Raw genomic sequence first — 24859 nt, 5'->3', positions numbered from 1 at the left:
GAATACCATGCACAACTTCGACTTCGTCAAACCCTCGACCATCGCAGAGGCCGTGGCGGCCCTGGGGCAGGAGGGCGCGCAGGCGCTGTCCGGCGGTCAGACATTGATCCCGACGATGAAGCAGCGCTTGGCAGCGCCCGGAGTACTGGTCAGCCTGACCGGCATCGCCGAGATGCAGGGCGTCTGCATGGGAGAGGGGGGCTTGCACATCGGTGCGGCCACGCCGCATGCCGTGGTGGCACGCGAGGCGCGCCCGCATTATCCGGCACTGGCGGCACTGGCGGGCGGCATCGGCGATCCCGCGGTGCGCAACCGGGGCACGATCGGCGGCAGTCTGGCCAACAACGACCCGGCCGCCTGCTACCCCTCGGCGGTGCTGGCCTCGGGCGCGACGGTGGTAACGAACACCCGGAAGATCGCGGCGGACGATTTCTTCGAGGGTCTTTTCACCACCGCCCTGCATGATGGCGAGATCATCACCAGCGTCGTCTTCCCGATCCCGGAAAGGGCGGCCTATGTGAAGTTCAACCAGCCCGCCAGCCGCTTTGCCCTGACCGGGGTCTTCGTCGCCAAGTTCAGGGATGGCGTTCGGGTGGCGGTCACAGGGGCCTCGCAGAACGGGGTCTTCCGCTGGGCAGATGCGGAAGCGGCGCTGTCGGCGGATTTTTCGCCGCAAGCGATTTCCGGGCTGAGCGTGGACGCGGAGGACATGATTGGCGACCTGCACGGCACGCCGGCCTACCGGGCGAACCTTGTCAAGGTGCTGACCGGTCGCGCGGTGGCGGCCGCCTGACCGCCGGTCATCCGACCCTTGCGGGACGTCTTCGCGCGGTCACCCAGCGAAGATGCCCCGCAAGGGAGAGATGAGCGTCCTGTGCCGCAGCTGTCATTCTTCTGTCACCCGAATCCGGCAGGAAGCCTGTGGAAAACCTCTGCGACACTCTGGCGCTAGGGGGTTGCCACGGCGAAAGCGCCATATATAGTTCAAGGTCACGGGGTGGGCTCCCCCGCCCTGCAGGCCGGTTGTCAACGGGCAGGACGTGGAGTCTTTGACGGAATGGACGGCGATTTCAGAACCCAGTTCGTGCGCGACCCCGCCGCGCTGAAGCACTTTCCGGCGCTGGTGCTGAACGCCGACTACCGGCCGCTCAGTTATTACCCGCTCAGCCTTTGGCCCTGGCAAGAGGCGATCAAGGCTGCCGTGCTGGACCGGGTGCAGATCGTCGCCGAATACGACCAGGTGGTGCGAAGCCAGCGGCAGGAATTCAGGATACCTTCGGTCGTCGTGCTGAAGGATTACGTCAAACCCCAGAAGCGCGTGGCCTTCACGCGCTTCAATCTTTTTCTGCGGGATGAATTCTGTTGCCAGTATTGCGGGGCGAAGGGCGATCTGACCTTCGACCATGTGGTGCCAAGGTCGCGCGGGGGGATCACCAGTTGGGAGAACGTGGTGGCCGCCTGTTCGCCCTGCAACCTGCGCAAAGGATCAAGGACGCTTAAGCAGTCCGGCCTTACCCTTCGCCGTCCACCCCGCGCCCCTACGGCCGAGGAAATGCAGGCCCACGGCCGGCGCTTCCCGCCGAACCACCTGCATGACAGCTGGATCGACTACCTCTATTGGGATGCCGAACTGGAGGCATGATCTCGCCAGCTGTTGGACCGCGCGTCTTGGGGTGCTAGACATGGGCCCGGACAGGCTGTAGAAGGCGCCCGTTAGCGCTAACAGCCGTTCGAGGAGAAGCCCATGGTCTCGCGCGTCATTCCGGTGGATGTCTTCGACCTGGTGATCTTCGGCGGCACCGGCGATCTGGCACGCCGCAAGATCCTTCCGGGCCTTTACCGTCGGTTCCTTGCTGCACAGATGCCGGCCGAAAGCCGCATCATCGGCGCAGCGCGGGCAGAGCTGACTGATCAGGAATATCGTGATCAGGTGCGCGCGGCCATTGCCGAATTCGTGCCGGCCGACCGGCAGGATCCTGCTGCCATCGAGGGATTCCTTGCGCGGCTGCACTATGTTGCCATCGACGCGACGGGCGCGAACGGATGGGCGCAGCTCAAGGCGCTGATGCGCGAGAACGTGGTGCGCGCCTTCTATTTCTCGGTCGCGCCCAGCCTGTTCGGCGACATCGCGCAGCGCCTGTCCGACCACGGCATTGCCGATGCCTGGAGCCGGGTCGTTGTCGAAAAGCCCTTCGGTCGCGATCTGGCTTCGGCAAGGGCGCTGAACGCCTGCCTGGCCAGGCACTTCAACGAGACGCAGATCTACCGGATCGACCATTATCTGGGCAAGGAAACCGTCCAGAACCTGATGGCGGTCCGCTTTGCCAACATCCTGTTCGAACCGCTGTGGAAGGCGGAATACATCGACCATGTGCAGATCACGGTCGCGGAAACGGTGGGCGTGGAAGGCCGCGGTGCCTATTACGACAAGTCGGGCGCGATGCGGGACATGGTGCAGAACCATCTGATGCAGCTGCTGTGCCTGATCGCGATGGAACCGCCCTATCACTTCGACCCCGACGCCGTGCGCGACGAGAAGCTGAAGGTGATCCGCGCACTGAAGCCAGTCCCGCCCGAGGACATCGTGCGCGGGCAATACGGGCCGGGAAATGGCGAGGCAGGCTATCTGGCCCATGCCGAGAACCCCAACAGCCGCACCGAAAGCTACATCGCGCTGAAGGTTCAGATCTCGAACTGGCGCTGGCAGGGCGTGCCCTTCTACCTGCGCACCGGCAAGCGTCTGCGGGCGCGTGCCAGCGAGATTGCGATCACCTTCAAGCCGCCGCCGCACGCGATCTTCGACGATGCAAGCGGCTGGCACGAGAACGTGCTTGTCATCCGGCTGCAACCGAACGAGGGCATTAACCTGATGGTGATGATCAAGGAGCCCGGCCCCGGCGGCATGCGCCTGATGCAGGTGCCGCTGGACATGTCCTTTGCCGAGGCTCTGGGCGCCGAGGCCGCAGATGTGCCAGATGCCTACGAACGGCTGATCATGGATGTGATCCGCGGCAACCAGACGCTGTTCATGCGCGGCGACGAGGTCGAGGCCGCCTGGGCCTGGACCGACCCGATCATCGAGGGCTGGGAAGCACGCGGCGACCGGCCGCAGATCTATGATCCCGGATCCTCGGGCCCGGAGGATGCATTGATGCTGATGCACCGCGACGGCCGCCGCTGGCGGGAGATCAGGTAATGCAACTGGAAACCTACCCCGATCGCGATCTGATGATGCTGCGGTTGGCCGATCTGATCGCTGGCCAGCTGGGCGACTTCCTGCGTCGCGAGGGGCGGGCCACATTCTGTGTTCCTGGGGGAACGACACCTGGTCCGATCTTCGACACGTTGTCGGGCGTGGATCTGGATTGGGCCAATGTTGCGGTGCTGCTGAACGACGAACGCTGGGTGCCGGAATCTTCCGATCGGTCGAACACCCGCCTTGTGCGGCAGCGGCTGATCCGCGGCCGGGCAGCACGGGCACGGCTGGTGCCGATGTATGCACCGGCCGAGACACCCGAGGATGTGCTGGATGCGCTGGCCGACGGCATCCGGCCGCATCTGCCGATCTCGGTCCTGCTGCTGGGCATGGGGGCGGACATGCATACCGCAAGTCTGTTCCCCGGCGCCGACCGGCTGGCCGAGGCGCTGGCGCCGGACGCGCCGATCCTGCTGCCGATGCGTGCCCCGGCTGCGGGTGAGCCGCGCGTCACCCTGACCGCGCCGGTCCTGCGCGAGGCCTTCAACATCCACATCCTGATCACGGGAGAGGAAAAGCGCGCCGCGCTGGAGCGCGCGCTGACCCTGACCCCCGAAGAGGCGCCGGTGCGCGCCGTGCTGGACAACGCAACCGTGCACTGGGCGGAGTAGCCATGACGAAATGGGCTGAATTGCAGCGGCTTCATGAGGTGAACAAGGGCCGCCATATTCTGGAATTGTTTGACGAAAGCCGTGCAGCCGATTTCTCGGTGACCGCCGACGGGATGCTGTTCGACTATTCCAAGACCAACATCGATGCCGCCACCCGCGCCGCCCTCGTCAGACTGGCCGAGGGCTCGAGCGTGGCGGAAAAGCGCGCGGCGATGTTCTCCGGCGAGAAGATCAACGATACCGAAGGCCGCGCGGTGCTGCATGTCGCGCTGCGGGCGGGCGAGAAGGCGGTGATCCGCGTCGATGGCCAGGACGTGCTGCCCGAGGTGCGCCGGATCCGTGCCGCCTGCGCGGCCTTCGCGCGCGACGTGCGCTCGGGCGCCTTCAAGGGACAGGGCGGGCCGATCACAGACGTGGTGAACATCGGGATCGGCGGGTCCGATCTCGGCCCCGCGATGGCGACGCTGGCGCTGGCGCCCTACCATGACGGGCCGCGCTGCCATTTTGTCTCGAACGTGGACGGCGCGCACATTCACGACGTTCTGCAAGGCCTTGATCCGACGACGACTCTGGTGATCGTGGCCTCGAAGACCTTTACCACGATCGAGACGATGACCAATGCCGACACGGCCAAACGCTGGATGACGGCGAAGGTGGCCGATCCGGCGGCCCAGTTCGCCGCCGTTTCGACCGCGCGCGACAAGACCTCTGCCTACGGCATTGATCCGGCGCGGGTTTTCGGATTCGAGGATTGGGTGGGCGGCCGCTATTCCATGTGGGGGCCGATCGGCTTGGCCCTGATGATCGCCATTGGGCCGGAACGGTTCGACGAGTTCCTCGCCGGCGGCCGGGCGATGGACCAGCACTTCCTGACCGCGCCCTTCGCGGCCAACATGCCGGTGATGCTGGCCTTGGTCGGCATCTGGCACAACCAGATCTGCGGCCATGCCACGCGGGCGGTTCTGCCTTACGATCAAAGGCTTGCGCGGCTTCCCGCCTATCTTCAGCAGCTGGAGATGGAGAGCAACGGCAAGCGCGTCGCGATTGACGGGTCGGATCTGGAGACGCACTCCGGCCCCGTGGTCTGGGGCGAGCCAGGCACGAACGGGCAGCATGCCTTCTACCAGCTGATCCATCAGGGAACCCGCGTGGTGCCCTGCGAGTTCCTGGTGGCGCGGCGCGGGCATGAGCCGGACCTGGCGCATCAGCACCTGCTTCTGGTGTCGAACTGCCTGGCGCAGGCCGAGGCGCTGCTGCGCGGCCGCGGCCTTGAAGAGGCGCGCGCGATCATGGCGCGGAAGGGGCTGACCGGGGCGGAACTGGAACGGCAGGCGCGGCACCGGGTGTTTCCGGGCAATCGCCCCTCCACCGTGCTGGCCTATGACCGTCTGACGCCCTTCACCCTGGGCCAGATCATCGCGCTGTACGAACACCGCGTGTTCGTCGAGGGTGTGATCCTGGGGATCAATTCCTTCGACCAGTGGGGGGTGGAGCTGGGCAAGGAACTGGCGCTGGCGCTCCAGCCGGTGCTGGAGGGCAAGGCGGATACTGCGGGCAAGGACGGGTCAACAGCGGCGCTGGTCGCCTTCCTGCGCGGCTGAGGCTCAGAGTTCGGCAAGCACTGCGGAAGCCAGATCGTGCAGGCGATTGCCTAGAACGGCAATCGGGTCTGGCGGATGTTGCCCGCGCAGCGTCGCCGACAGGTCCGCGGCGCGTTCGGCCATGATCCGGTTTTCACTGGCGGCAAGGATCTGTTCCAGCAGATCGGGACTACCTGGCTGTGCGTGGGCCAGAATACCCTGCGCAGCCGTTTGGCGCGCATTGTAGATCTGTTCCAGATGTTGCGGCACGGCGAATTGCGGCAGCCCCGCCAGCGCGGCAAGGCTGACGGTCCCATGGGGGGCGGCATGGATGATCAGACGTGATCGCGCGGCGATCTCGTCGGCGCTGGCGGGACGGTCCAGCAGAACCATCCCCGAAGCCTGCAATCGCGCCTTCACCTCGGTCGGGGCGCTGGGAACGAAGCCGCGGCGGGGAAGGGGCAGGCGTTCCAGTGCGTCAACAAGCGCCGGATCACAAAGTTCCGCGGTAGAGAAGTAGACGAAGACCTCGTCGCCGGAACCCGGGCTTTCCCTTGCCGCCGGAACAAGGGGAGCGATCCGGTCGGAAGGCGTGCGGCTGTCGCAGAACGGATCAAGAAACGGAAAGCTGCATGCCAGCGACAGGTCTGCATCCTGCAGCGCCGGCAGCGCGGGCAACGTGGGCATGCTGAACGCGGCGCCGGTTCGGTTGATGGCATCCCGGGTCTCTTCCTCGGGGAAGAAGGTGCGGGTAAAGTCGGCCAGATAGGGCGGGTAGGCGGGCAGATGGGGCGGGGGCACGGTATAACCGACCCCCAGGTTGACGGTTCGGATCGCCCAGCCTTCCTCGCGCAGGCCTCGCGCGGCACAGAGAGCCAGAGGCGCGAGATCTGCGATGAGCAGGGAAATGTCTTCTTCCACGATCAGCTTTCGCCAGAAGGCCATTCCGCGGCGCAGCTTGCGCGGATCGCCCAGCCCCAGCCCCCCGAGGACATCGCCCCATGTCGCGCTTCCCACAGGGCCTAGCGGCGCACGAAGATGCAGGGGGCGTCTGAGCAGGGGTGCCTTCACCATTCGCGTGCAGAATAGCGCCAGTTCCGAGGCATAGACGTCGCGCCCCAGCGCAGCAATGACTGTGGCCTCTGCGCCAAGGGCCATGGCCGCCGCGCGAAGCGTGGTTACATGACCGCGCCCCCCGCCGGATTCATTGGCTAGCAGAACGCGCAGGCCACGCATCTGCGGGCAAGGTCAGAACCCGGTGCCGCCGTCATCATCATCGTCATCATCGTCGTCTTCATAATCATCATCGTCGTCGCCGATGGCAGCCGGAGCCCCGCCACCACCGCCCGATCCGCAGCCATCGGCATACACGGCAGGTAATGTCGCATCGGCGCCGTAGCGTGCCTTCGCCCATGAAAGCGCCGCCTCGGGATTGAAGATGATGCTTCGGGTCAGCCCGTCCTCGCCCATGGCGTGGATCGTGCGTACCCCGTCATGTTCGACGACGAGGACAGGCCGATAGACCCCATCACTCAGCGCGTTGCAGCGTGTCACGGTCAGCGCGGTAGCGCCCTGGCTGTTCGATACTACAAGTATTCCTACCGCGAACGAGCGGGTCAGCAGTTTCGGCGAAATCGACATGGGGAACCTCGAATTCCGATATGGGTCCAGATAGCGCTGGCCCTTTGGATTTCCCTGCTAGACCGGCATGGCAGGCGGCGCATACCCCAGTCAGGGTATCGGGCCGGAATTCCCCATGCAGACCGCTATTTCAGCGCGGCGGTAACGATGACTTCCACCTTGTAGTCAGGCGTGGCCAGCTTTGCCTCGCCGGTGGCGCGGGCGGGAGTGTGGCCCTGCGGAACCCAGGCGTCCCAGACGGCGTTCATCTCGGCAAAGGTGCTGATGTCGGCCAGCCAGATCTGCGCCGACAGGATGCGCGTCTTGTCCGTGCCGGCGGCGGCGAGGATGCGGTCCACCTCGGCAAGGCACTGCCGGGTCTGGTCGGCCACCGATGCGCCGGGCTGGCCGACCTGACCGGCAACCCAGAGGATGCCGTTGTAGGCAACCGCTTCTGACATGCGCGGGCCGGTGCCGTAGCGGGTGATGTCGGTGTTCATTGAAGTCTCCCGTATTGATCCACCCGTGGGTTACCCGGTTCGCGCGGCGAACGGAAGCTACTTCACGCGGCGGCAGTTCAACTGTTGGCCCGTGCGACCCGAAACCCAGGTCAACCCGGTCTCTGTCACGGCGACCAGGCCGATTGTCGAACCGTCACCAAGCCAAAGCGTGAAGTTGCGACCGTCTTGGGCGACCGCGCGTATCGGGTAGCTCTGCGAAGCGTTGTCATAGGTCGTGTCGGTGAAGCGGAAGACGGCCACGCCGCAGTCCCAACTGCCGGCAAAGGGGGAAGGGTCAGCCGAATGGGTCTGGGACACGCAGGCCGCAAGCCAGGGTGTGGCCAGAAGCAGGGTCAGGGCGACGCGCATCAGACTTTCCCTTCCGATAGGGTGCAATGGCAAGGGCAAGGGATCGCCCGTGGGTGGCCGTGGGTGACTGCCCGCAAACATGGAAGCCCGGCCCCGCAAAAGCAAGCCGCCGCCCGGTCGGGGCGGCGGTCCGAAGAACTGGAGCGGGTGAAGGGAATCGAACCCTCGTCGTAAGCTTGGGAAGCTTCTGCTCTACCATTGAGCTACACCCGCGTCGCCTTTCAGGTATGCCAAGCCGGTGCCAAGGTCAAGCGGCCCCTGAAGCCCGCCTGGGCATCACGATCATCGGCTCCTGCCAGCGCGAGGCCGGTTTCCGCAAGTCGGGCTGGCTGGCCGACCAATGACCGTTTCTGCAGTGTCGCGGCCGTGCTGCCTGACCAACGGTGCGCTGGCCCGCTTGATCGCGCTTTCGTCAGCGGTCCTGGCCTTGAATATCGACCCTGCGCAAACCATGGGGTTGGCGGCCAAGGCCAACGCGGCGGAAGGGCCACGGGCGATAGAGCGCAACCTTATCCGATCACGCCACATGCCATTGCATGTCTCCGGGGCGGTTGACCTTTGCGCGACCGCAGTCAGGTGCTGTCGCCAAGCCTTGCGGTCAGGATGAGCGGACCTGTCGGCAGGCCCGTGGCAGACCCGCCCTCGGGTTCGATCGAAACCGCAAGGATCCAGCCGGGTGGCGGCACGGGGTAGTCCACCTCAAGGGGCCTTGCATCAAGCAGGCCCAGCGAAACCGGCGCTGCATCCGGGGCGATGACCCAGAGTTCGTGCACCTGCCCCTCCATCGCCGGAACGCCTGCGGTCCGCGTCACGCGAAGCGTCGGGCCAAAACTCCGCACTTCGTAGGCAAGGCGGTGGTCGGGCGTTGCCAGCGTGGCCACCAGCACCGGGCGCGGCGGGACGAGCGTGGCGATGCCAAGAAGGAAAAGGGCCAGCGCCACGGCCATCCCGGCCAGCCAGCGCAAGAGACCCTGTCCACGCCCAGCCTTCGCAGCGGCCACCGCAGGCAGCGGAAATAGCCGCGCTTCGATCCGGGGCAGGAGATCGGTGGACGGGCCGTGCCGGAAACCGTCGTTCAGCCCGGCCAGCCGCCGTTCCCAGGCGACGACCAGTGCGGCAAATGCGGGATCGGCCCGCATGCGCGCCTCGGTCGCACTTCTTTCAGACTGGTCGGCCACGCCAAGCACATGTTCTGCGGCCAGCACTTCGTCATGTTCGCGCGGGGAAAGCAGGCTACCGGTCATTGATCCAGACATTCCCGCAGCTTCAGCAGGTCGTGCCGCAGCCTGTTGCGCATGATGTTCAACGGCACACCATGCTGTGCCGCAAGGTCAAGGTAGGACAAGCCATCCAGATAGGCGTGACGCACCGCGGCTGCGCCGTCGGGTTCCAGAGTGGCAAGGCAGTCGCCGATGCGACACACCTCCTGCGGGGCAGGAATCGGGGCCTGCGTCCGGGCGGCCTCATCACCCGTTGCCACAGGCCCCGGGTCATTCAGCGTTTCTGCACGGGCGCGCAGGCGGTCGATGGCAAGGTTCCGGGCAATCGCCACCAGCCATGCCATGCCGGGCCCCTTGGCGGGGTCGTAGCTGCCTGCGCGCTGCCAGATCCGGATGTAGGCTTCCTGCAAGGCGTCTTCGGCCGCAGCGCGATCCTTCAGGATTCGCAGTATGACTCCCATCAGTTTCGCCACGCTGCCCCGATACAGGGCGCGGAATGCCGCGCGGTCCTGTGCGGCGCAACGCTTGATGAGATCGGCGGCTCGATCGTCGGACATGCACAGAACGTGACGGGAAACCCGTGCCGACGCAAGACGTTCGTCGCTGACAGGTCTGCCTCTGGCGCAAGCAGGATCGGGCTGGCTGGCCCCGGAAAGAAGTCCTGTCAGCCCCGCCGCCGGCGTCGCCCGCCCTCGGACCCGTGACTTGAGGTGTTGAAGCTTACGTCGGGCAGATGAACGATGGCAGAGAGGTTCGGGAAGGGATCGACCGCGTGCGGGATCGCGTTGGCATTCACGAAATGCTCCTGGAACCGCGGTTCGATGGCGGTCTCTACCTTGTGGATGTGCCGAACGGTCGTCTCGATCCGGTCACGTGCGGCCACGTTGCACAGGGCGATGCGCGCCCCTGTCCCGGCGGCGTTGCCTGCACTGGTGACGTTCTGAAGGGGAACGTCAGGGATCATGCCCAGCACCATCGCATGTTTGGGGCTGATGTGGGCGCCGAAGGCACCGGCCAGCGTCACGCGGTCAACCGTATCGACGCCCATCTCGTCCATCAGCAGGCGCGCACCGGCATAAAGCGCGGATTTCGCCAGCTGGATGGCCCGAATGTCACCCTGGGTCACGCTGATGCGTGGTCCGCCCTCGGCGCTGCCGTCATGGATCAGGTAACTGTGCGTGCGCCCGGTGGCTTCGCAACGTGGCGTGCCGGTCTGTTCAGGTCCGCCGATCAGCCCGCCAGCATCCAGCAGGCCGGCCATGCGCATCTCGGCCACCGCCTCGATGATGCCCGAGCCACAGATGCCGGTGATTCCGGTCGCCCTGGTCGCCTCGGCAAAGCCCGGCTCGTCGGACCAGAGATCGCAGCCGATGACCTTGAACCGCGGTTCCTTGGTAACGGGGTCGATTTCCACCCGTTCGATCGCGCCTGGCGCTGCGCGCTGCCCGCTGGAAATCTGCGCGCCCTCGAACGCCGGCCCGGTAGGCGAGGAACAGGCCAGCACGCGGGACCGATTGCCCAGCAGGATTTCCGCATTGGTGCCCACGTCAACAATCAGGACCATGTCCTGCGATTGATCCGGTTCTTCGGACAAAGCCACCGCCGCGGCATCCGCGCCGACATGTCCCGCGATACAGGGCAGGACATAGACCCGGGCGCTGCGGTTGAGGGTCGTGAGATCCAGGTCGCGGGCATCAAGCGACAGGCTGCCGCTAGTGGCCAGCGCAAAGGGCGCCTGTCCCAGTTCCACCGGATCAATCCCCAGGAAAAGATGGTGCATCACAGGGTTGCAGACGATGACCATTTCGTAGATCGCCGCCGGATCGACCCCCGCCTCGCCGGCGATTGCATCGGCAAGCGTGTTGATCGCCTCGCGCACGGCCTTGGTCATCTCGACATCGCCGCCGGGGTTCATCATCGCGTAGCTGACCCTGGACATCAGGTCTTCGCCGAAGCGGATCTGAGGGTTCATCAGACCGGAGGAGGCCAGAACCCGACCGTCCGAAAGGTCGCACAGATGTGCGGCGATCGTGGTGGAACCAAGGTCCACCGCAAGGCCCAGAAGCGGCCCCTCGTGGAAGCCGGGGAAGATGTCGAGGATCCGCGTCGCGGCATCGTGGTTGCCCTTGTGCAGAACGACCGTCGCCTTCCATTCGCCCTTGCGCAGCACGGGTTGCAGCTGCCGCAGAACCGAAAGGTCAGCCTCGATCCGGTCAACCTGCCACTGCTCCTTCAGCGCGCGCGCGAGGCGTTCGAAATCGCCGGTGGGTTCGTGCATGTCGGGTTCGGCCACCTCGACATAGACGGCGCGGGTAGCGGGGTCCATGACCATGGCACGTTCGGTCGCGGACTTGCGGATGACCTGCTTGTGCACCTGACTTTCGGGGGGCACGTCGATGACGACATCGCCCAGTATCTTGGCTTGGCAGCCCAGACGACGCCCTTCCTTCAGGCCACGGATGCGCTTGTAGCGGTCTTCGACCGCGTTCCATTCGGACAGGGCGTCCTCGGCCACGGTGACCCCGTGCTTGGGAAACTCGCCATAGCCTGGCGTGATCTGGCATTTGGAGCAGATGCCGCGCCCGCCGCAGACGCTGTCCAGGTCCACCCCCAGCTGCCGCGCGGCAGTCAGCACCGGCGTTCCCAGGGGGAACCGGCCCCGCTTGCCCGATGGGGTGAAGATCACAAGTGCGTCGTCAGTCATGCTGGCTCTCGTGCAGGAAACTGTAGGCGATGTCGCCGAAACTGTCGGCGGCGAAGGTGTAGAACCATTTCAGCGAAGTCGTTGCCAGTGGCACGCCATGCACCGCGCCCCCTGGGATGTAAAGCGCCACTCCGGGGGCCAGGCGGTGGGGTCTGCCGTCGATCAGCACCTCGCCTTCGCCTTCCAGCCCGAAGTAGACCTCGGCCTGAGGATGCGAATGCAGCGCGAAGGTTTCGCCCGGTGCCATCAGCGCGATGCCGCAGACCAGATCGCGTGTGTCGGTGGCGGGCGCCGAAATCAACGTGCGGAATCGGATCGTGCCCCGCGCCGGGTCGTCCCAGCGTTCATCGGGCAGGGTGCTTGCGTCCACGCGGGCAGGCGTCGTCAAGGCGGTTTCTCCGGTTCGCCAGCAGTTCTAGACCGGGCAAGCAGACCAGCAATGCCGGAATGCGGCGGTTTTCGCCCTCAATCCGGCAGCTGGCCCGGCTTTTCCTGCGACAGGCCCCCGATCCTTGCAGCCCATGGCGGGAATTCCGCGCAAGATATGATGCGCCCCGCACCCTTATGCTGCCTGTGTCAGCCGGCCTTGCCACCATCCAGCCAGCGCAGGATGGCTTCCCTGTCCCCGTCCAGTCGCGGTGCGGGGGGCAGGGCAGACGGATCGTCCAGCGTCGACATCTTGATCGGGTTGCCGGTGGCAATGAACCTGGGCCCGCCCGGATGCGGGGTCACAGGCACCACCATGTTGCGCGCAAGGATCTGCGGGTCGCGCAGCACCTCGGCCATGTCCTGCACCCGCGCGGTCGGCAGGCCGGCACCGTCCAGCACCGAAAGCCAGTGGGCCACCGTCTGGCCCAGGGTCACCGCCTCGATCAGGCGTTTCAGCAGCGCGTGGTTTTCGCAGCGCGCGGCATTGGTGGCAAAGCGGGGATCGTCGGCCAGTTTCAGCCCCAGCACGTCGCACAGGCGGGCGAACATCGCATCGTTTCCTGCGGCGATCACAAAGAAGCCGTCCGATGCGCGGAAGGTCGCAAAAGGCGTTATCGTCGGATGGCGCGAGCCGGTCCGGCCCGGAGGCACCCCGGTTGCCGTGGTGATCGCCACCGAATGTTCCTGGATCGCCAGCTGCGAATCCAGCATCGCCACGTCGATCAGGGCGCCCCGCCCCGTCCTTTCGCGGTCATAAAGTGCAGCAAGGATGCCCTGCGCCAGAAACATCCCCGCCACGATGTCGCCGATCGAGGCCCCGACCCGAACCGGCGGGCCGTTCGTTTCCCCCGTGATCGACATCACCCCGCCGCGGGCCTGCACCACCATGTCGTAGGCCGGCTTCATCGCATCCGGCCCCGTGCGGCCAAAGCCCGAGACGGCGGCATAGATCAGCCGGGGATGCAAGGCGCTCAGCGCCTCCCAGCCATAGCCCAGCCGGTCCATCGTGCCGGGGCGGAAATTTTCCACCAGCACATCGGCCCGGGCCAGAAGGCGTTCGAAGATCGCCCTGTCCGCTTCGGTCTTCAGATCCAGCGCGATCGACTGCTTGCCCGCGTTCAGCGTGGCGAAATAGGCGCTTTCGCCCTGGACAAACGGCGGAAAGGCGCGGGTGTCGTCGCCGGTGCCGGGGCGTTCCACCTTGATGATCCTTGCACCCAGGTCTTGCAGGCTTTGCGTGCAGAACGGTCCGGCCAGCACATGGGTCAGGTCTAGGATGGTGATGCCGTCCAGGGGCGCCATTGGGGGTCTCCTTGTCTGCTTGTGCCAGTTGCACATGACAGGCGCGCGACGTCCAGACGTTGACGCGGGTCAAATCCCTCTCTACCTCGCCCCCATGGCACGCGCACCACTTCTGCAACTGAATTCCGTTTCGCTGACCTTCGGCGGCAATCCCCTGCTGGATCAGGTTTCGCTGACCGTCCAGCCCGGCGACCGGCTGGCGCTGGTCGGGCGGAACGGATCGGGCAAGTCGACACTGATGAAGCTCATGGCAGGGCTCATCGAACCCGACAGCGGCACCCGCACCGTGCCCCCCGGCGTGACCGTGGGCTACATGGAGCAGGATCCCGACCTTTCGCGCTTTGCCACCCTGGGTGATTTTGCGGCCTCGGCCCTGCCTGAGGGGCAGGACTACCGCCTGTCGGTCGTGGCCGAGGGGCTGAAGTTCAACCCCGCCGCCCCGGTTGCAACCGCCAGCGGCGGCGAACGCCGAAGGGCGGCGCTGGCCAAGCTTCTGGCCGAAGCGCCAGAGCTGATGCTGCTGGACGAACCCACGAACCATCTGGACATCCAGGCCATCGAATGGCTGGAGGCCGAGCTGCGCGACACCCGCGCGGCCTTCGTGCTGATCAGCCACGACCGCGCCTTCCTGCGGGCACTGACGCGGGCGACGCTCTGGCTGGACCGGGGCGTGCTGCGCCGGCGCGAGGCGGGGTTCGAGGGGTTCGAGGACTGGCGCGAAACCGTCTGGGCCGAAGAGGACGAGGCGCGCCACAAGCTCGACCGCAAGATCAAGGCCGAGGCGCGGTGGGCGGTGGAGGGCATCTCGGCCAGGCGCAAGCGCAATATGGGCCGGGTGCGGGCGCTGCAACAGTTGCGCGCAGATCGCGCGGCCCAGATCCGGCGTCAGGGCACGGCGGCGCTAGCCTTCGAGTCCGGCCCGACCTCGGGCAGACGGGTCATCGAGGCCGAGAACATCTCGAAGGCCTATGGCGACAAGGTGATTATCCGCAACTTCAGCCTGCGCGTCCTGCGCGGCGACCGGGTGGCCTTCGTCGGGCCGAACGGGGTGGGAAAGACCACGCTTCTCAAGCTGTTGACGGGCGAAATTCAACCGGACAGCGGCACGGTTACCTTGGGGACGAACCTGCAGATCGCCGTCTTCGACCAGACTCGCGCCCGGCTAGACCCCGAAGCGAGCCTGTGGGAGAACCTGACCGGCGATCCGCTGATGCGCGTCTCGGGCGCGGCGGATCAGGTGATGGTTCGGGGCCAGCCCCGGCATGTGGTGGGCTATCTGAAGGACTTCCTTTTCGACGACATCCAGGCCCGTGCCCCGGTGCGCAGCCTGTCAGGTGGCGAAAAGGCGCGGCTACTTCTGGCCAAGCTGATGGCGCAGCCGTCGAACCTGCTGATCCTTGACGAACCGACAAATGATCTTGACGTCGAGACGCTGGACCTGTTGCAGGACATCCTGGGCGAATACGACGGCACGGTGCTTCTGGTCAGCCACGACCGCGATTTCATCGACCGCGTGGCTACCACGACCGTGGCGCTGGAGGGGCAGGGCAGGGCGACGGTCTATCCCGGCGGCTGGTCCGACTATGCGGCGCAACGTCCGGCTGCGGAAGCCCCGGCCCCGGAACGCGCCGCTGCCCGGGCCGCGCCTGCAACCAGGGCAGAGACCCCGCGCACCAGCGGCCTGTCCTTCACGGAACGGAAGCGGCTGGAGGATCTGCCTGCGCTGATCGAGAAGCTGGAGGCAGAGATCGCCAGGCTTTCCACGCTTTTGGCGGACCCCGATCTGTTTACCCGCGACCCGGTGAAATTCCGCAAGGCGACCGAGGCGATGACCGAACGGCAGGCGGCGCTTTCGGCAGCGGAAACGGAGTGGCTGGAACTTGCCGATCGGGCCTGAGGCGGGGTTTTCCGGCAGGAATTGGCCGGTTCTGCCCCACGCATCGGCGACCGGCTGCCCGGGCCAGTCACATCGGTTCAAGGGGGCGTGAGGACGCCTTGTGCTTCCCCCGTCCGCAGCCCAGCCTTGAGTGCGAGCGACCCGGTTCATGGACCGGGCTGCCGGAACAAGGAGACAAATCATGAGATCTATCGCAGCACTTCTTGCCACTGCCGCCCTTGCCAGCCCCGCGCTGGCCGGTGGGCCGACCGTGGTTCAGCCGGAACCGGTTGTGACTGCGGCTCCCGCGCCCGTGGTCGCGCCTTCGGCCGACTGGGGCGGGTTCTATGCCGGTGCCCAGTTGGGTTACGCCGACATCGGTTCGAACGGGGCGGGGCTTGACGGCAACGACTGGCTTGGCGGTATCCACGCCGGCTATCGCTGGGATTTCGGCCAGTATGTCGCCGGGGCGGAACTGGACTATGACACCGCGAGCATCGACCTTGGCTCGGTGCCCGGTGACGAGATCGACAGCATCGCCCGGCTGAAGTTCATGGGCGGGACCGAGGTGGGCAACAGCCTGATCTATGCCACCGCAGGTGCTGCCCGCGCGACGGCAACTGTCGGCGGAAACGATCTGTCGGACAATGGCTGGTTCATTGGCGCGGGGTTCGACACTGCCATCAACGACCGGTGGACGGTGGGCGGCGAGCTTCTGCAGCACCGCTTCAGCGACTTTGACGGTCAGGGCGTCGATTTCGATGCCACCACCCTGAAGGCCAAGGTTTCGCTGCGCTTCTGATGCCGGCGTGATCCGGCCGGCCTTGCTTTCCATCCGGGGGGCGAGGCCGGCCATGCCGTCGCGTGTTTCGAATGGCGCAACCTGAAGTCAGGTGGCGCTGCGGTGTCAGGCCTATCCGACAATCTGTCTACCATCGGCCGCTTGCACCACCGCCGGACGACCGCCCCCCGCCAAATCCACCGCGGCTGCTTCCTGATGCGCTGCTGCCCCCTGTCAGGCTGCGCGACGATGACGCCCTGCGACCGGGGCGGATCGTGTAGGTCTGTCGTTCGTTGAAACCGCAGGACGAACAGGTCAAGTGCACGATTCCTGTCCCGTAGGAAGCTTTCCCGGCAGGTTCGATGACCTCGTTGATGCGTTGAAGCGTGGCGTTGCCGCATTTCGGACAGCGGCGCCGATTTCGCATACGCCAGAGCCCGAAGGCTGCAATGCCCCCGACGCCCCCAACCCCCAGAAGCCACGACAGGTCGCGGTCGGCCGCAGTCTCGCCGAAACCATCGGTCAGCGTGACTGGCTGCCCCTCGAGAAAGGGCGCAATCAGGCGGTCCCGCACGGAAAGGATTCCGCCTTCGATCCCGCCGGCAATGCGTCCTTCGCGAAACTCGGGCAGGACAGCAGTCGACAACACGCGTGCGGCGCGCCCGTCGTAGACGGCATCATAGCCTGTGCCCAGCGCTATCCGGGCCTCGCGCGATCCGGTCACGACCAGAAGCAGAATACCGTCGTTTCGGTCTGCCTCTCCGACGCCCCAGGCGTTGAACAGCGCCTTGGCATAGGCATCAAGCCGCATCCCCGCGCCGCCGTGGTCGGCAATGTCGCCCATCGTTGCCACAACCATCTGAACCCCGGTCTCGTCGCGCAGTTGCCGGAGAAGCCGCACGATGCGCCCTTCTTCGGCGTCATCCAGCACCCCGGCATAGTCCGACACCGTGTCGGACAGTGGTTGCGGCAGCGGCTCGGCCAGGGCGAAAGGACCGAGGGACAGGAAAGACAGGCCGAGAATCAGGCCGATGGCACGCTGGAACATGGGGCAAGCAGATCCTCGACGGTCGTTTGCACCAGCATGACATCTTCGCGCCTACAGTCAAACGATCCGACCTGGACCCGGATCGCGAATCGCCCGTCGACTCGGGTCTGGGTCAGGTAGATCCGGCCGTCGTCGTTGATCCTCTGCAGAAGCGCCTCGGTTGCCGCATCGTCCTTCAGCGCGAAGGTAAACAGTGAAAGGCGTGGTTCGGTCACGATTTCGACCCCCGGCAGGGCGGCAATCCGGTCGCGCAGTTCGCGTGCCCAGGCAACATGGTTGCGGATGCGTGTCCGCAGCCCCTCGAGGCCGTAGGCGCGCAGCACGAACCAGAGTTTCAGCGCCCGGAACCGGCGGCCCAGTGGCACGGTCCATTCGTTGAAGTTGACGATCTCTTCCCGTCCCGCGGTTTCCAGGTAGGTAGGCCGCAGGCCCAGCGTGCGCACCTGTGCGCCCGGATCCTTCAGGAACTGAACCGAACAGTCGAACTGCGCCCCGAGCCACTTGTGCGGGTTCAGAACGATGGAGTCAGCCCCCTCAACCCCCGCCCAGAGGCTGCGGAATTCGGGGCAGATCATCGCGCTTCCTGCCCAGGCGGCATCGACGTGGACCGGCACGCCTTCGGACCTTGCAACGGCAACGCAGTCGGCAATCCGGTCGAATGCGCCGACACTGGTGCCCCCGGCACACAGGATGACGCCCGCAGGCACCATTCCCGCCGTCCGATCGGCCACGATGGCCGCGCGCAAGGCCGCGCCGGTCATCGCGCGGGTTTCGTCCACCGGTACCTTGACCAGGTTCCGTTGCCCGATCCCGGCGATGCGGATCGCCTTGTCCACGCTGGAATGGGTCTCGGCGCTGGCGTAGAAGCGCAGGATCGGCGCCCCTGCCATGCCCTCGTCCAGTCCGTGCCAGTCCAGCGCCCTTTCGCGCATTGTCAGCACGGCCGATAACGTGGCGTTGGTCGCGGAATCATGGATCGTTCCGAAATAGCCCTCGGGCAGGCCTACAGCCTGACGCAGCCACTGGACCATGACCTGTTCCATCTCGGTCGCGGCCGGAGAGGTCTGCCAGATCAGCGCATTGCATGCCATGGCATTGACCAGCTGCTCGGCCAGCATGCTGGCCGGAGCGGCATTCGCCGGAAAATAGGCGAAGAAGCGCGGGTGCTGCCAGTGGGTCATGCCGCCCGGCACGATCCGCTGGAAGTCGTCCCAGATCGTCTCCATCGGCTCGGCGCCTTCGGGCGGCGACGACGGCAACTGTGCCGCCACGGCCCCCGGCACAAGGGGCGCGCGCACCGGCCGGTCGCGCAGGGTCCCGTGATAGTCCGCGGCCCAGTCCGCCGCCCGCTTCGCCCATGATCGCAGGTCTTCGTGATCCATCTCTGTCTCCCGCTGTTGGGCGCAAATGGGCACGATTGGCGCGAAACGGCAAGCTGCCATCCCTTTTCTGCCAAGGTCTCAACTTGCTCTGGCCACGCTCGACCACTAGGAGTGGGGGAACAAGGCAGGGTCTGATCTGATTTCATGAGGTATCGATGTCCATTGCGCGCCGCGTTGTCCTGTTTGGCCTGTCCGGGTTGCTGCTGACTGCCTGTGTGGGCGGCGGCACGTTCAAGACCGACTATGTTCCCGTTCCGCCCAGTGTTTCCGCCGGCTGGCGGCTGGCGGATGTGCGGGTTTCGGTGCCAAAGACCCTGACGGTCAGCGAGGCAAAGACCCTTCTGCCGAACGCCGACATTGTCTGGCGCGAGGATCCGCTTGGCGACCGCCATGCACAGGTGGCCGCGATCATGGACGCCGCCGTTACCCTTGGGGCGCAAGGTTTGCGGGGTTCGCGCCCGGTCGTGATCGAGGTGACAGTTCTGCGGTTCCACGCCCTGACGTTCGAGGCCGAACAGCGGGGAACCAACTGGGGCGTTCACAACATCAAGTTCACGGCCCGGGTTGTCGATGCCCGGACGGGGGAAGAGCTGCTGCCGGCGACCGAGATTCGGGCGGAGCTGCCCGCCCTGGCTGGCAATCAGATGCGCGAGGCCAGAAGAAAGGGCGTAACGCAAAAGTCGATGATCACCAACCACGTCGCCAGAACGGTCGCAGGCTGGCTGTCGATCGGCCCGGACAATCGCACCAGCTTTACCCGTCAGGGCAACTGACCTGTAGGGGCCCTGCGACGGGCGGGGCCGTGCCGCAGCGCCGCCCTGTGCCAGACGAGGGCGCTGCGCACCCCGAAACGCCGGGAAGACGGGCGGGCAAGGCTATCCCGGCTCGGTGGTCCTTGTTGATCCGGGCTGCCTTGGCCGTGCCGACACCCTGCCGCAGCATCACCGCCCATGCCTTCGCTGCAGATGCTTCAATTACCGGGAGTCCGGGGCACGGCCGGGGTCAGCAGCCGCTGGAACAGGGTTTCCAGGAAGGTGCCGGCCTCGGCAAAGGGATCGTGGCCGGGGCCAAGCACGGCCCGGATCTGAACATCGAAATCGGCGTAATGCTGCGTAAGCGCCCAGATCGAGAAGATCAGATGCACCGGATCAACGCGGGCAATGCGGCCTTCGTCCATCCAGTGGGCAAGGATACGCGCCTTTTCGGCGACCAGTTCGCGCAGATCGCCCTCGATCACCTCACGCATTCTGGGGGCACCTTGCAGGATTTCCCCGGCAAAAAGGCGGCTTTCCCGCGGGTAGTCGCGGGCCAGGTCTAGCTTGCGGCGGACATAGGACATGACTTCGGCTAACGGATCTCCGGCCGGATCCATCGCCCGCAGCGGATCAAGCCAGGTATCCAGAAGACCGGTCAGCAGCGCCTTGTGCACCGCCTCTTTCGACGGGAAGTAATAAAGCAGGTTCGGTTTGGACAGGCCCGCCACCTCGGCGATCTGGTCCAGAGTTGCACCCCGGTACCCGTGCTGGGAAAACACCTCCAGCGCGGCATCGAGGATGGCTTCGCGATTCTTCTGCTGGATGCGGGTACGGGGGCGGGTGGTGGCTGACATGCGGTCACGGAACTGATCACTGTGCCTCACTGGATAGCGTGCAGGCGCGTGCCGGGTCAAACCATTCGCCCGCTCCGTCCCTTCTGACCCGGCCTGACCGATGGCCTACTGCACCAGCTGAATCATCCCCCAGGGAATGATGGTTACCATGGCGACAATGACCAGGAGCGAACGCTTGAGGCCAGTGAACATGTTGATCTCCCTTGATGTTTCTTGGCGACATAGGCGCGCGCTTCTTGGTTGCAAGGGGGATGCGGTCAGCCGTCGCAGGTTCAGGACAGATCGCCCGGCCATTCGCGACCGGATGTCTGGCAACCGTCACGGCACGATGGTTTCCGGTTCGCCCTATACTGCCATAAGGGCCCGAAGGCCGCGTACGACCAGCCTGTGATCCTCTTCCTGAGTAAGGCCAGAGACGGTGGCCACGGCGACGACGCCTGCCCCCCTGACCCGGATGGGCACCGCCCCGCCGCTGTCTGCGAAATCGGCCGGTGCCAGCCCGTGCCGGTCGAGCGTCTGGCCCCTGGCCCTGTTGCGCTGTGCGACCAGAAGCGTGGGCAGCTGGAAGACCAGCGCCGTGTTCGACTTGCGCCGCGCCCAAAGATCGTTCAGCGGGGCAGAGCCCGGCAGCGCGGCGTGGAACAGCGTCCGGTCTGCGGTGCGGATGTCGATCACCACGCCCAGATCCTCGGCCAGGGCAAGGTCGATCAGGATTTCGCCCAGCCGCAGCGCCGAGGTTTCGTCGAACCGGGCAAGTTCCAGCCCGGCGTATTCGGCTTCAAGGTCGTCACTGTCCATCGCGCTCTCCTATATCGCGCCGATCCCGCGCAGGACCATGTCCTTCACGCTGGCCTTCGCCTCGGCCCATTGCCTGTCGGTAAGTGGCTTGCCGCCATTCAGCGTCTGGATCTGGTGGCTGAAGTCGGCGTAGTGCTGGGTCGTAGCCCAAAGCATGTACAGCAGATGCCGCGGGTTGACCGGCCGCATCTTGCCTTCGTCGATCCAGCGCTGGATCACCGCGATCCGTCCTTCGGTCCAGTCACGCAGCGTGGTTTCCAGATAGTCCTGGATCACCGGAGCGCCGTGCATGACCTCTGACGCCCAGACCTTGGACCCGTGCGGATGGCGACGCGAGATATCCATCTTGGCATCGATGTAGGCACCGATCCCCTCGACCGGCCCCGGCGCATCATCGAAGCTTGACGCCGCATCCAGCCAGATTTCGAAGATCTGTTGCACCACTCGGCGATACAGATCCTCCTTGGTGGCGAAATAGTAGTGCAGGTTCGCCTTGGGCAACCCGGCCATGTCGGCGATCAGCTGCATGGTAGCACCACCGAAACCGGCCTCGGCAAAGACCTTCTCGGCTGCATCCAGGATCGCGCGTTCGTTCTCGCGCCGGATATCAGTGCGGCGGCCGGGCCTGATGCGTGAAATCTGGGCGTCGCCGCTCATCGCTCCCCGGATTTTTGTTGACCGTCTGGTCAGGTTGTGATGCGTTTCATCTTGACCATACGGTCAGGAAACGAGTCGCGGCAAGGGGCAGGATGGTCCCGGCGCGAACAGGGAGAGTAAGATGCCAGCAACCGGGGACAACCTGCGGATCAATTCCGTGCGGCTGTGGGACAGCCTGATGGAGATGGCGAAGATCGGCCCGGGCGTGGCGGGCGGCAACAACCGCCAGACCCTGACCGATGCCGATGGCGAGGGGCGGCACCTCTTTGCCTCCTGGTGCAAGGCGGCCGGCCTGACCATGGGCGTCGATACCATGGGCAACATGTTCGCCACCCGTTCGGGCACCGACCCCGAGGCGCTGCCGGTCTACATGGGAAGCCACCTCGACACCCAGCCCACGGGCGGCAAGTACGACGGGGTGCTCGGAGTCCTGGGTGCTCTGGAAGTCGTGCGCACGCTGAACGACATGGGGGTGAAGACCCGCCGCCCGATCGTGGTAACGAACTGGACGAACGAGGAAGGTACGCGCTTTGCCCCGGCGATGCTGGCCTCGGGCGTCTTTGCCGGCATGCATGACGAGGCCTGGGCCAAGGACCGCCGCGATGCGGAAGGCAAGCGGTTCGGCGACGAGCTGGCCCGCATCGGCTGGGAGGGCGACGAGAAGGTCGGTGCGCGCAAGATGCATGCGATGCTGGAACTTCACATCGAGCAGGGCCCGATTCTCGAGGCCGAGGGCAAGGACATCGGCGTCGTGACCCATGGTCAGGGTCTGTGGTGGCTACAGATCACCTTGACGGGAAAAGAGGCGCATACAGGATCGACGCCGATGCACATGCGGGTGAATGCCGGCCTCGGCATGGCGCGGATCACGGAACGGGTCCACCAGATCGCAATGAGCCACCAGCCGAACGCCGTGGGGGCCGTGGGCCAGTGCAACGTCTGGCCGAACTCGCGCAACGTGATTCCCGGCAAGGCGGTGTTCACGGTGGACATCCGCAGCCCAGAGCAGGCCAAGCTCGACGCGATGCGCGCCGAGGTGGAACGCGCGGCCCACGCGGTGGCACGCGAGCTGGGCCTTGGCTGCGAGATCGAGCCGGTGGGCCATTTCGACCCCGTCACCTTCGACCCCGGCTTGGTGAAGGTCGTCAGGCAAGCTGCTGAAAAGCTGGGATATTCCCACATGGACATTGTCAGCGGCGCCGGCCACGACGCATGTTGGATCAACCGCGTCGCGCCCACGGTGATGATCATGTGCCCCTGCGTGGACGGGCTTTCCCACAACGAGGCAGAGGAGATCAGCCCGGAATGGGCCGCGGCGGGGACGGACGTGCTGCTGCATGCCTGCCTTGAGGTGGCGGAGGTCGTCGCCTGACTGCGCAATCAGGGCGCGGGGCTGAGCAAACGATCGTAAAGATGAAAGCAGGGAGAGGTTCGATGGCTTCGACGGTGATCAAGGGCGGGACGGTCGTCACGGCGGACCTGACCTATGTGGCCGACGTGAAGATCGAGGGCGGCGTGATCGTCGAGATCGGGCAGGGCCTGAAGGGTGACAAGGTTCTGGATGCCAGCGGCTGCTACGTCATGCCCGGCGGCATCGACCCGCATACGCATCTGGAGATGCCCTTCATGGGCACCTACTCGGCGGATGACTTCGAAAGCGGCACCCGGGCGGCACTGAGTGGAGGGACCACGATGGTCGTCGATTTCATCCTGCCGGGGCAGGGTCAGGACCTGATGGATGCGGCAAAGGTCTGGTCGAACAAGTCCACCCGCGCGACCTGCGACTATTCCTACCACATGGCCGTCACCTGGTGGGGCGAGAAGGTCTGGCAGGGGATCGAGGACTCGGTCAAGGCCGGGATCACCAGTTTCAAGCATTTCATGGCCTACAAGGGCGCGCTCATGGTCAATGACGATGAGCTGTTCAACAGCTTCCGCCGCGTGGGCGACCTTGGCGGCCTTGCCATGGTCCATGCCGAGAACGGCGATGTGGTGGCGGAACTGACGGCGAAGCTTCTCAAAGAGGGCAACACCGGTCCCGAGGGCCACGCCTATTCCCGCCCGCCGCAGGTGGAGGGCGAGGCCACGAACCGCGCGATCATGATCGCTGACATGGCCGGCGTGCCGCTCTACGTCGTCCACGTCTCCTGCGAGGACGCGCATGAGGCGATCCGTCGGGCGCGGGCGGCGGGCAAGCGGGTCTGGGGCGAGCCCCTGATCCAGCACCTGACGCTGGACGAGTCCGAATACTTCCACCCCGACTGGGACCACGCCGCCCGCCGCGTGATGAGCCCGCCCTTCCGCAACAAGCAGCATCAGGACAGCCTCTGGGCCGGGCTGATGAGCGGCTCGCTCTCGGTCGTGGCCACGGACCATTGCAGCTTTACCACCGAACAGAAGCGGTTCGGCCGGGGCGATTTCTCGAAGATCCCGAACGGGACGGGGGGCCTGGAGGACCGGATGCCGATGCTCTGGACCCACGGGGTGAACACGGGGCGGCTGACGCCGAACGAATTTGTCGCCGTAACCTCAACCAATATCGCGAAGATCCTGAACTGCTATCCGAAGAAGGGCGCGGTTCTTGTTGGCGCGGATGCCGACCTGGTCGTGTGGGATCCCGAGAAGGAAAAGACCATCTCGGCCGCCACACAGCAGTCGAAGATCGACTATAACGTGTTCGAGGGCCACAAGGTGAAGGGCTTGCCGCGCTTTACCCTGACCCGCGGCCATGTCGCCATCCACGACGGCGAGGTGCGCACGCAGGAAGGCCACGGCAGGTTCGTCGCGCGTGAGGCGCGCCCGGCGGTTAACCGGGCACTGACCCAATGGAAGGATCTGACCGCGCCGCGGCCCGTCGAACGGACGGGTATCCCGGCAACGGGGGTGTGAGAGGTGTCAGGGCTCTCCTGGCTCGCTTTCCTCGTCATCCGCTGCGGGCGGGTGGAAGGCGATGACGGGGGCGTCGAAGTGGATGTCTTCCAGATCCTCGGGCTGCGGCGCAAAAGCGAGGGTCGTCTGCAAGGTGTCATAAAGCATGGCGGTCCTCCTTTCGTGCTTCAGATGGTAAGCCAATGGCAGGATCGCACGGGCCGACAACGGGAATGTGAAGGAATGTGG

The 24859-nt window shown here is 65.6% G+C and carries 25 protein-coding genes and 1 tRNA gene; 10 read left to right on the top strand and 16 right to left on the bottom strand.

Translation table 11 applies throughout. From position 1 onward, the window contains the following. The first annotated feature begins 7 nt into the window (after positions 1 to 7). From EZM81_RS02220 to pgi, 5 genes are all read left to right on the top strand, one after another. On the top strand, positions 8 to 793 hold the full coding sequence (locus EZM81_RS02220) for a xanthine dehydrogenase family protein subunit M (protein WP_136644614.1): 786 nt from the start codon (positions 8 to 10) through the stop codon (positions 791 to 793). Between the two features lie 264 nt (positions 794 to 1057). Continuing rightward, positions 1058 to 1642, top strand: coding sequence for an HNH endonuclease (locus EZM81_RS02215; RefSeq protein WP_135449064.1), 585 nt, complete (start codon positions 1058 to 1060; stop codon positions 1640 to 1642). 102 nt (positions 1643 to 1744) lie between these two features. Continuing rightward, the gene (gene zwf, locus EZM81_RS02210) at positions 1745 to 3196 is read left to right on the top strand and encodes a glucose-6-phosphate dehydrogenase (protein ID WP_136644613.1); all 1452 of its coding nucleotides are present in this window, start codon (positions 1745 to 1747) and stop codon (positions 3194 to 3196) included. Continuing rightward, entirely contained in the window at positions 3196 to 3867 is a 672-nt protein-coding gene (gene pgl / locus EZM81_RS02205; protein ID WP_136644612.1) for a 6-phosphogluconolactonase, read from the top strand. Before zwf ends, pgl begins: the two co-directional genes overlap by 1 nt. Before the next feature lie 2 nt (positions 3868 to 3869). Next, positions 3870 to 5468 (top strand): glucose-6-phosphate isomerase, encoded by a 1599-nt coding sequence (pgi, locus tag EZM81_RS02200; RefSeq protein ID WP_136644611.1) that lies wholly within the window; start codon positions 3870 to 3872, stop codon positions 5466 to 5468. Positions 5469 to 5471: 3 nt separating this feature from the next. Here the strand turns inward: pgi and EZM81_RS02195 are convergent, their stop codons facing one another. The 10 genes from EZM81_RS02195 to EZM81_RS02150 form a co-directional block, all read right to left on the bottom strand. After that, complete coding sequence (locus tag EZM81_RS02195) at positions 5472 to 6605, bottom strand: glycosyltransferase (RefSeq protein WP_211195374.1); 1134 nt, start codon at positions 6603 to 6605, stop codon at positions 5472 to 5474. A 90-nt stretch (positions 6606 to 6695) separates the two neighbouring features. After that, positions 6696 to 7088 (bottom strand): hypothetical protein, encoded by a 393-nt coding sequence (locus EZM81_RS02190; protein ID WP_136644609.1) that lies wholly within the window; start codon positions 7086 to 7088, stop codon positions 6696 to 6698. A 125-nt stretch (positions 7089 to 7213) separates the two neighbouring features. Further along, entirely contained in the window at positions 7214 to 7567 is a 354-nt protein-coding gene (locus tag EZM81_RS02185; protein ID WP_135449070.1) for a RidA family protein, read from the bottom strand. Positions 7568 to 7624: 57 nt separating this feature from the next. Further along, on the bottom strand, positions 7625 to 7936 hold the full coding sequence (locus EZM81_RS02180) for a hypothetical protein (protein ID WP_135449071.1): 312 nt from the start codon (positions 7934 to 7936) through the stop codon (positions 7625 to 7627). A gap of 139 nt (positions 7937 to 8075) precedes the next feature. Next, a tRNA-Gly gene (locus EZM81_RS02175) sits at positions 8076 to 8149 on the bottom strand. 359 nt (positions 8150 to 8508) lie between these two features. Further along, entirely contained in the window at positions 8509 to 9180 is a 672-nt protein-coding gene (locus EZM81_RS02170; RefSeq protein ID WP_169052280.1) for an anti-sigma factor domain-containing protein, read from the bottom strand. Continuing rightward, complete coding sequence (locus EZM81_RS02165; protein WP_136644607.1) at positions 9177 to 9713, bottom strand: sigma-70 family RNA polymerase sigma factor; 537 nt, start codon at positions 9711 to 9713, stop codon at positions 9177 to 9179. Before EZM81_RS02165 ends, EZM81_RS02170 begins: the two co-directional genes overlap by 4 nt. Positions 9714 to 9820: 107 nt before the next feature. After that, complete coding sequence (locus tag EZM81_RS02160) at positions 9821 to 11860, bottom strand: ASKHA domain-containing protein (protein WP_135449074.1); 2040 nt, start codon at positions 11858 to 11860, stop codon at positions 9821 to 9823. Then, entirely contained in the window at positions 11853 to 12248 is a 396-nt protein-coding gene (locus tag EZM81_RS02155) for a cupin domain-containing protein (protein WP_136644606.1), read from the bottom strand. The genes EZM81_RS02160 and EZM81_RS02155 overlap by 8 nt, the downstream gene beginning before the upstream one ends. A 188-nt stretch (positions 12249 to 12436) precedes the next feature. Beyond that, entirely contained in the window at positions 12437 to 13591 is a 1155-nt protein-coding gene (locus EZM81_RS02150; RefSeq protein ID WP_136644605.1) for a CaiB/BaiF CoA-transferase family protein, read from the bottom strand. Positions 13592 to 13685: 94 nt separating this feature from the next. On the opposite strand from EZM81_RS02150, the gene EZM81_RS02145 reads away from it, so the two are divergent. Then, complete coding sequence (locus tag EZM81_RS02145) at positions 13686 to 15488, top strand: ABC-F family ATP-binding cassette domain-containing protein (RefSeq protein WP_136644604.1); 1803 nt, start codon at positions 13686 to 13688, stop codon at positions 15486 to 15488. 181 nt (positions 15489 to 15669) lie between these two features. Beyond that, positions 15670 to 16269, top strand: a complete 600-nt coding sequence (locus EZM81_RS02140) for an outer membrane protein (RefSeq protein WP_135449078.1) — start codon at positions 15670 to 15672, stop codon at positions 16267 to 16269. A gap of 127 nt (positions 16270 to 16396) precedes the next feature. Here the strand turns inward: EZM81_RS02140 and EZM81_RS02135 are convergent, their stop codons facing one another. Both EZM81_RS02135 and EZM81_RS02130 read right to left on the bottom strand, forming a co-directional pair. Continuing rightward, positions 16397 to 17296, bottom strand: a complete 900-nt coding sequence (locus EZM81_RS02135; RefSeq protein ID WP_136644603.1) for a TPM domain-containing protein — start codon at positions 17294 to 17296, stop codon at positions 16397 to 16399. Continuing rightward, the gene (locus EZM81_RS02130; RefSeq protein ID WP_136644602.1) at positions 17272 to 18678 is read right to left on the bottom strand and encodes a pyridoxal-dependent decarboxylase; all 1407 of its coding nucleotides are present in this window, start codon (positions 18676 to 18678) and stop codon (positions 17272 to 17274) included. Before EZM81_RS02130 ends, EZM81_RS02135 begins: the two co-directional genes overlap by 25 nt. A 155-nt stretch (positions 18679 to 18833) precedes the next feature. Between EZM81_RS02130 and EZM81_RS02125 the strand changes: the two genes are divergently transcribed. Next, positions 18834 to 19451, top strand: a complete 618-nt coding sequence (locus EZM81_RS02125; RefSeq protein WP_136644601.1) for a DUF6778 family protein — start codon at positions 18834 to 18836, stop codon at positions 19449 to 19451. A 197-nt stretch (positions 19452 to 19648) separates the two neighbouring features. Here the strand turns inward: EZM81_RS02125 and EZM81_RS02120 are convergent, their stop codons facing one another. From EZM81_RS02120 to EZM81_RS02110, 3 genes are all read right to left on the bottom strand, one after another. After that, complete coding sequence (locus EZM81_RS02120) at positions 19649 to 20287, bottom strand: TetR family transcriptional regulator C-terminal domain-containing protein (RefSeq protein ID WP_136644600.1); 639 nt, start codon at positions 20285 to 20287, stop codon at positions 19649 to 19651. A gap of 345 nt (positions 20288 to 20632) precedes the next feature. Next, positions 20633 to 21085 carry a heme-degrading domain-containing protein gene (locus EZM81_RS02115; RefSeq protein WP_136644599.1) on the bottom strand — a complete coding sequence of 151 codons (453 nt, stop codon included), beginning with the start codon at positions 21083 to 21085 and terminating at the stop codon, positions 20633 to 20635. A 9-nt stretch (positions 21086 to 21094) separates the two neighbouring features. Then, entirely contained in the window at positions 21095 to 21742 is a 648-nt protein-coding gene (locus EZM81_RS02110) for a TetR/AcrR family transcriptional regulator (protein ID WP_135449084.1), read from the bottom strand. 121 nt (positions 21743 to 21863) lie between these two features. On the opposite strand from EZM81_RS02110, the gene EZM81_RS02105 reads away from it, so the two are divergent. After that, on the top strand, positions 21864 to 23114 hold the full coding sequence (locus tag EZM81_RS02105) for a Zn-dependent hydrolase (RefSeq protein WP_136644598.1): 1251 nt from the start codon (positions 21864 to 21866) through the stop codon (positions 23112 to 23114). A gap of 62 nt (positions 23115 to 23176) precedes the next feature. Continuing rightward, complete coding sequence (gene hydA, locus EZM81_RS02100; protein WP_136644597.1) at positions 23177 to 24631, top strand: dihydropyrimidinase; 1455 nt, start codon at positions 23177 to 23179, stop codon at positions 24629 to 24631. Between the two features lie 6 nt (positions 24632 to 24637). Here the strand turns inward: hydA and EZM81_RS18180 are convergent, their stop codons facing one another. Continuing rightward, on the bottom strand, positions 24638 to 24778 hold the full coding sequence (locus tag EZM81_RS18180) for a hypothetical protein (RefSeq protein ID WP_167850948.1): 141 nt from the start codon (positions 24776 to 24778) through the stop codon (positions 24638 to 24640). Between the last annotated feature and the right edge of the window lie 81 nt (positions 24779 to 24859).

The organism is Tabrizicola sp. YIM 78059 (assembly GCF_004959785.1).
Lineage (GTDB): Bacteria > Pseudomonadota > Alphaproteobacteria > Rhodobacterales > Rhodobacteraceae > Tabrizicola > Tabrizicola caldifontis.
The sequence above is the reverse complement of the archived record's forward strand: the minus strand, read 5'-3'. Positions and strand labels throughout refer to the sequence as shown.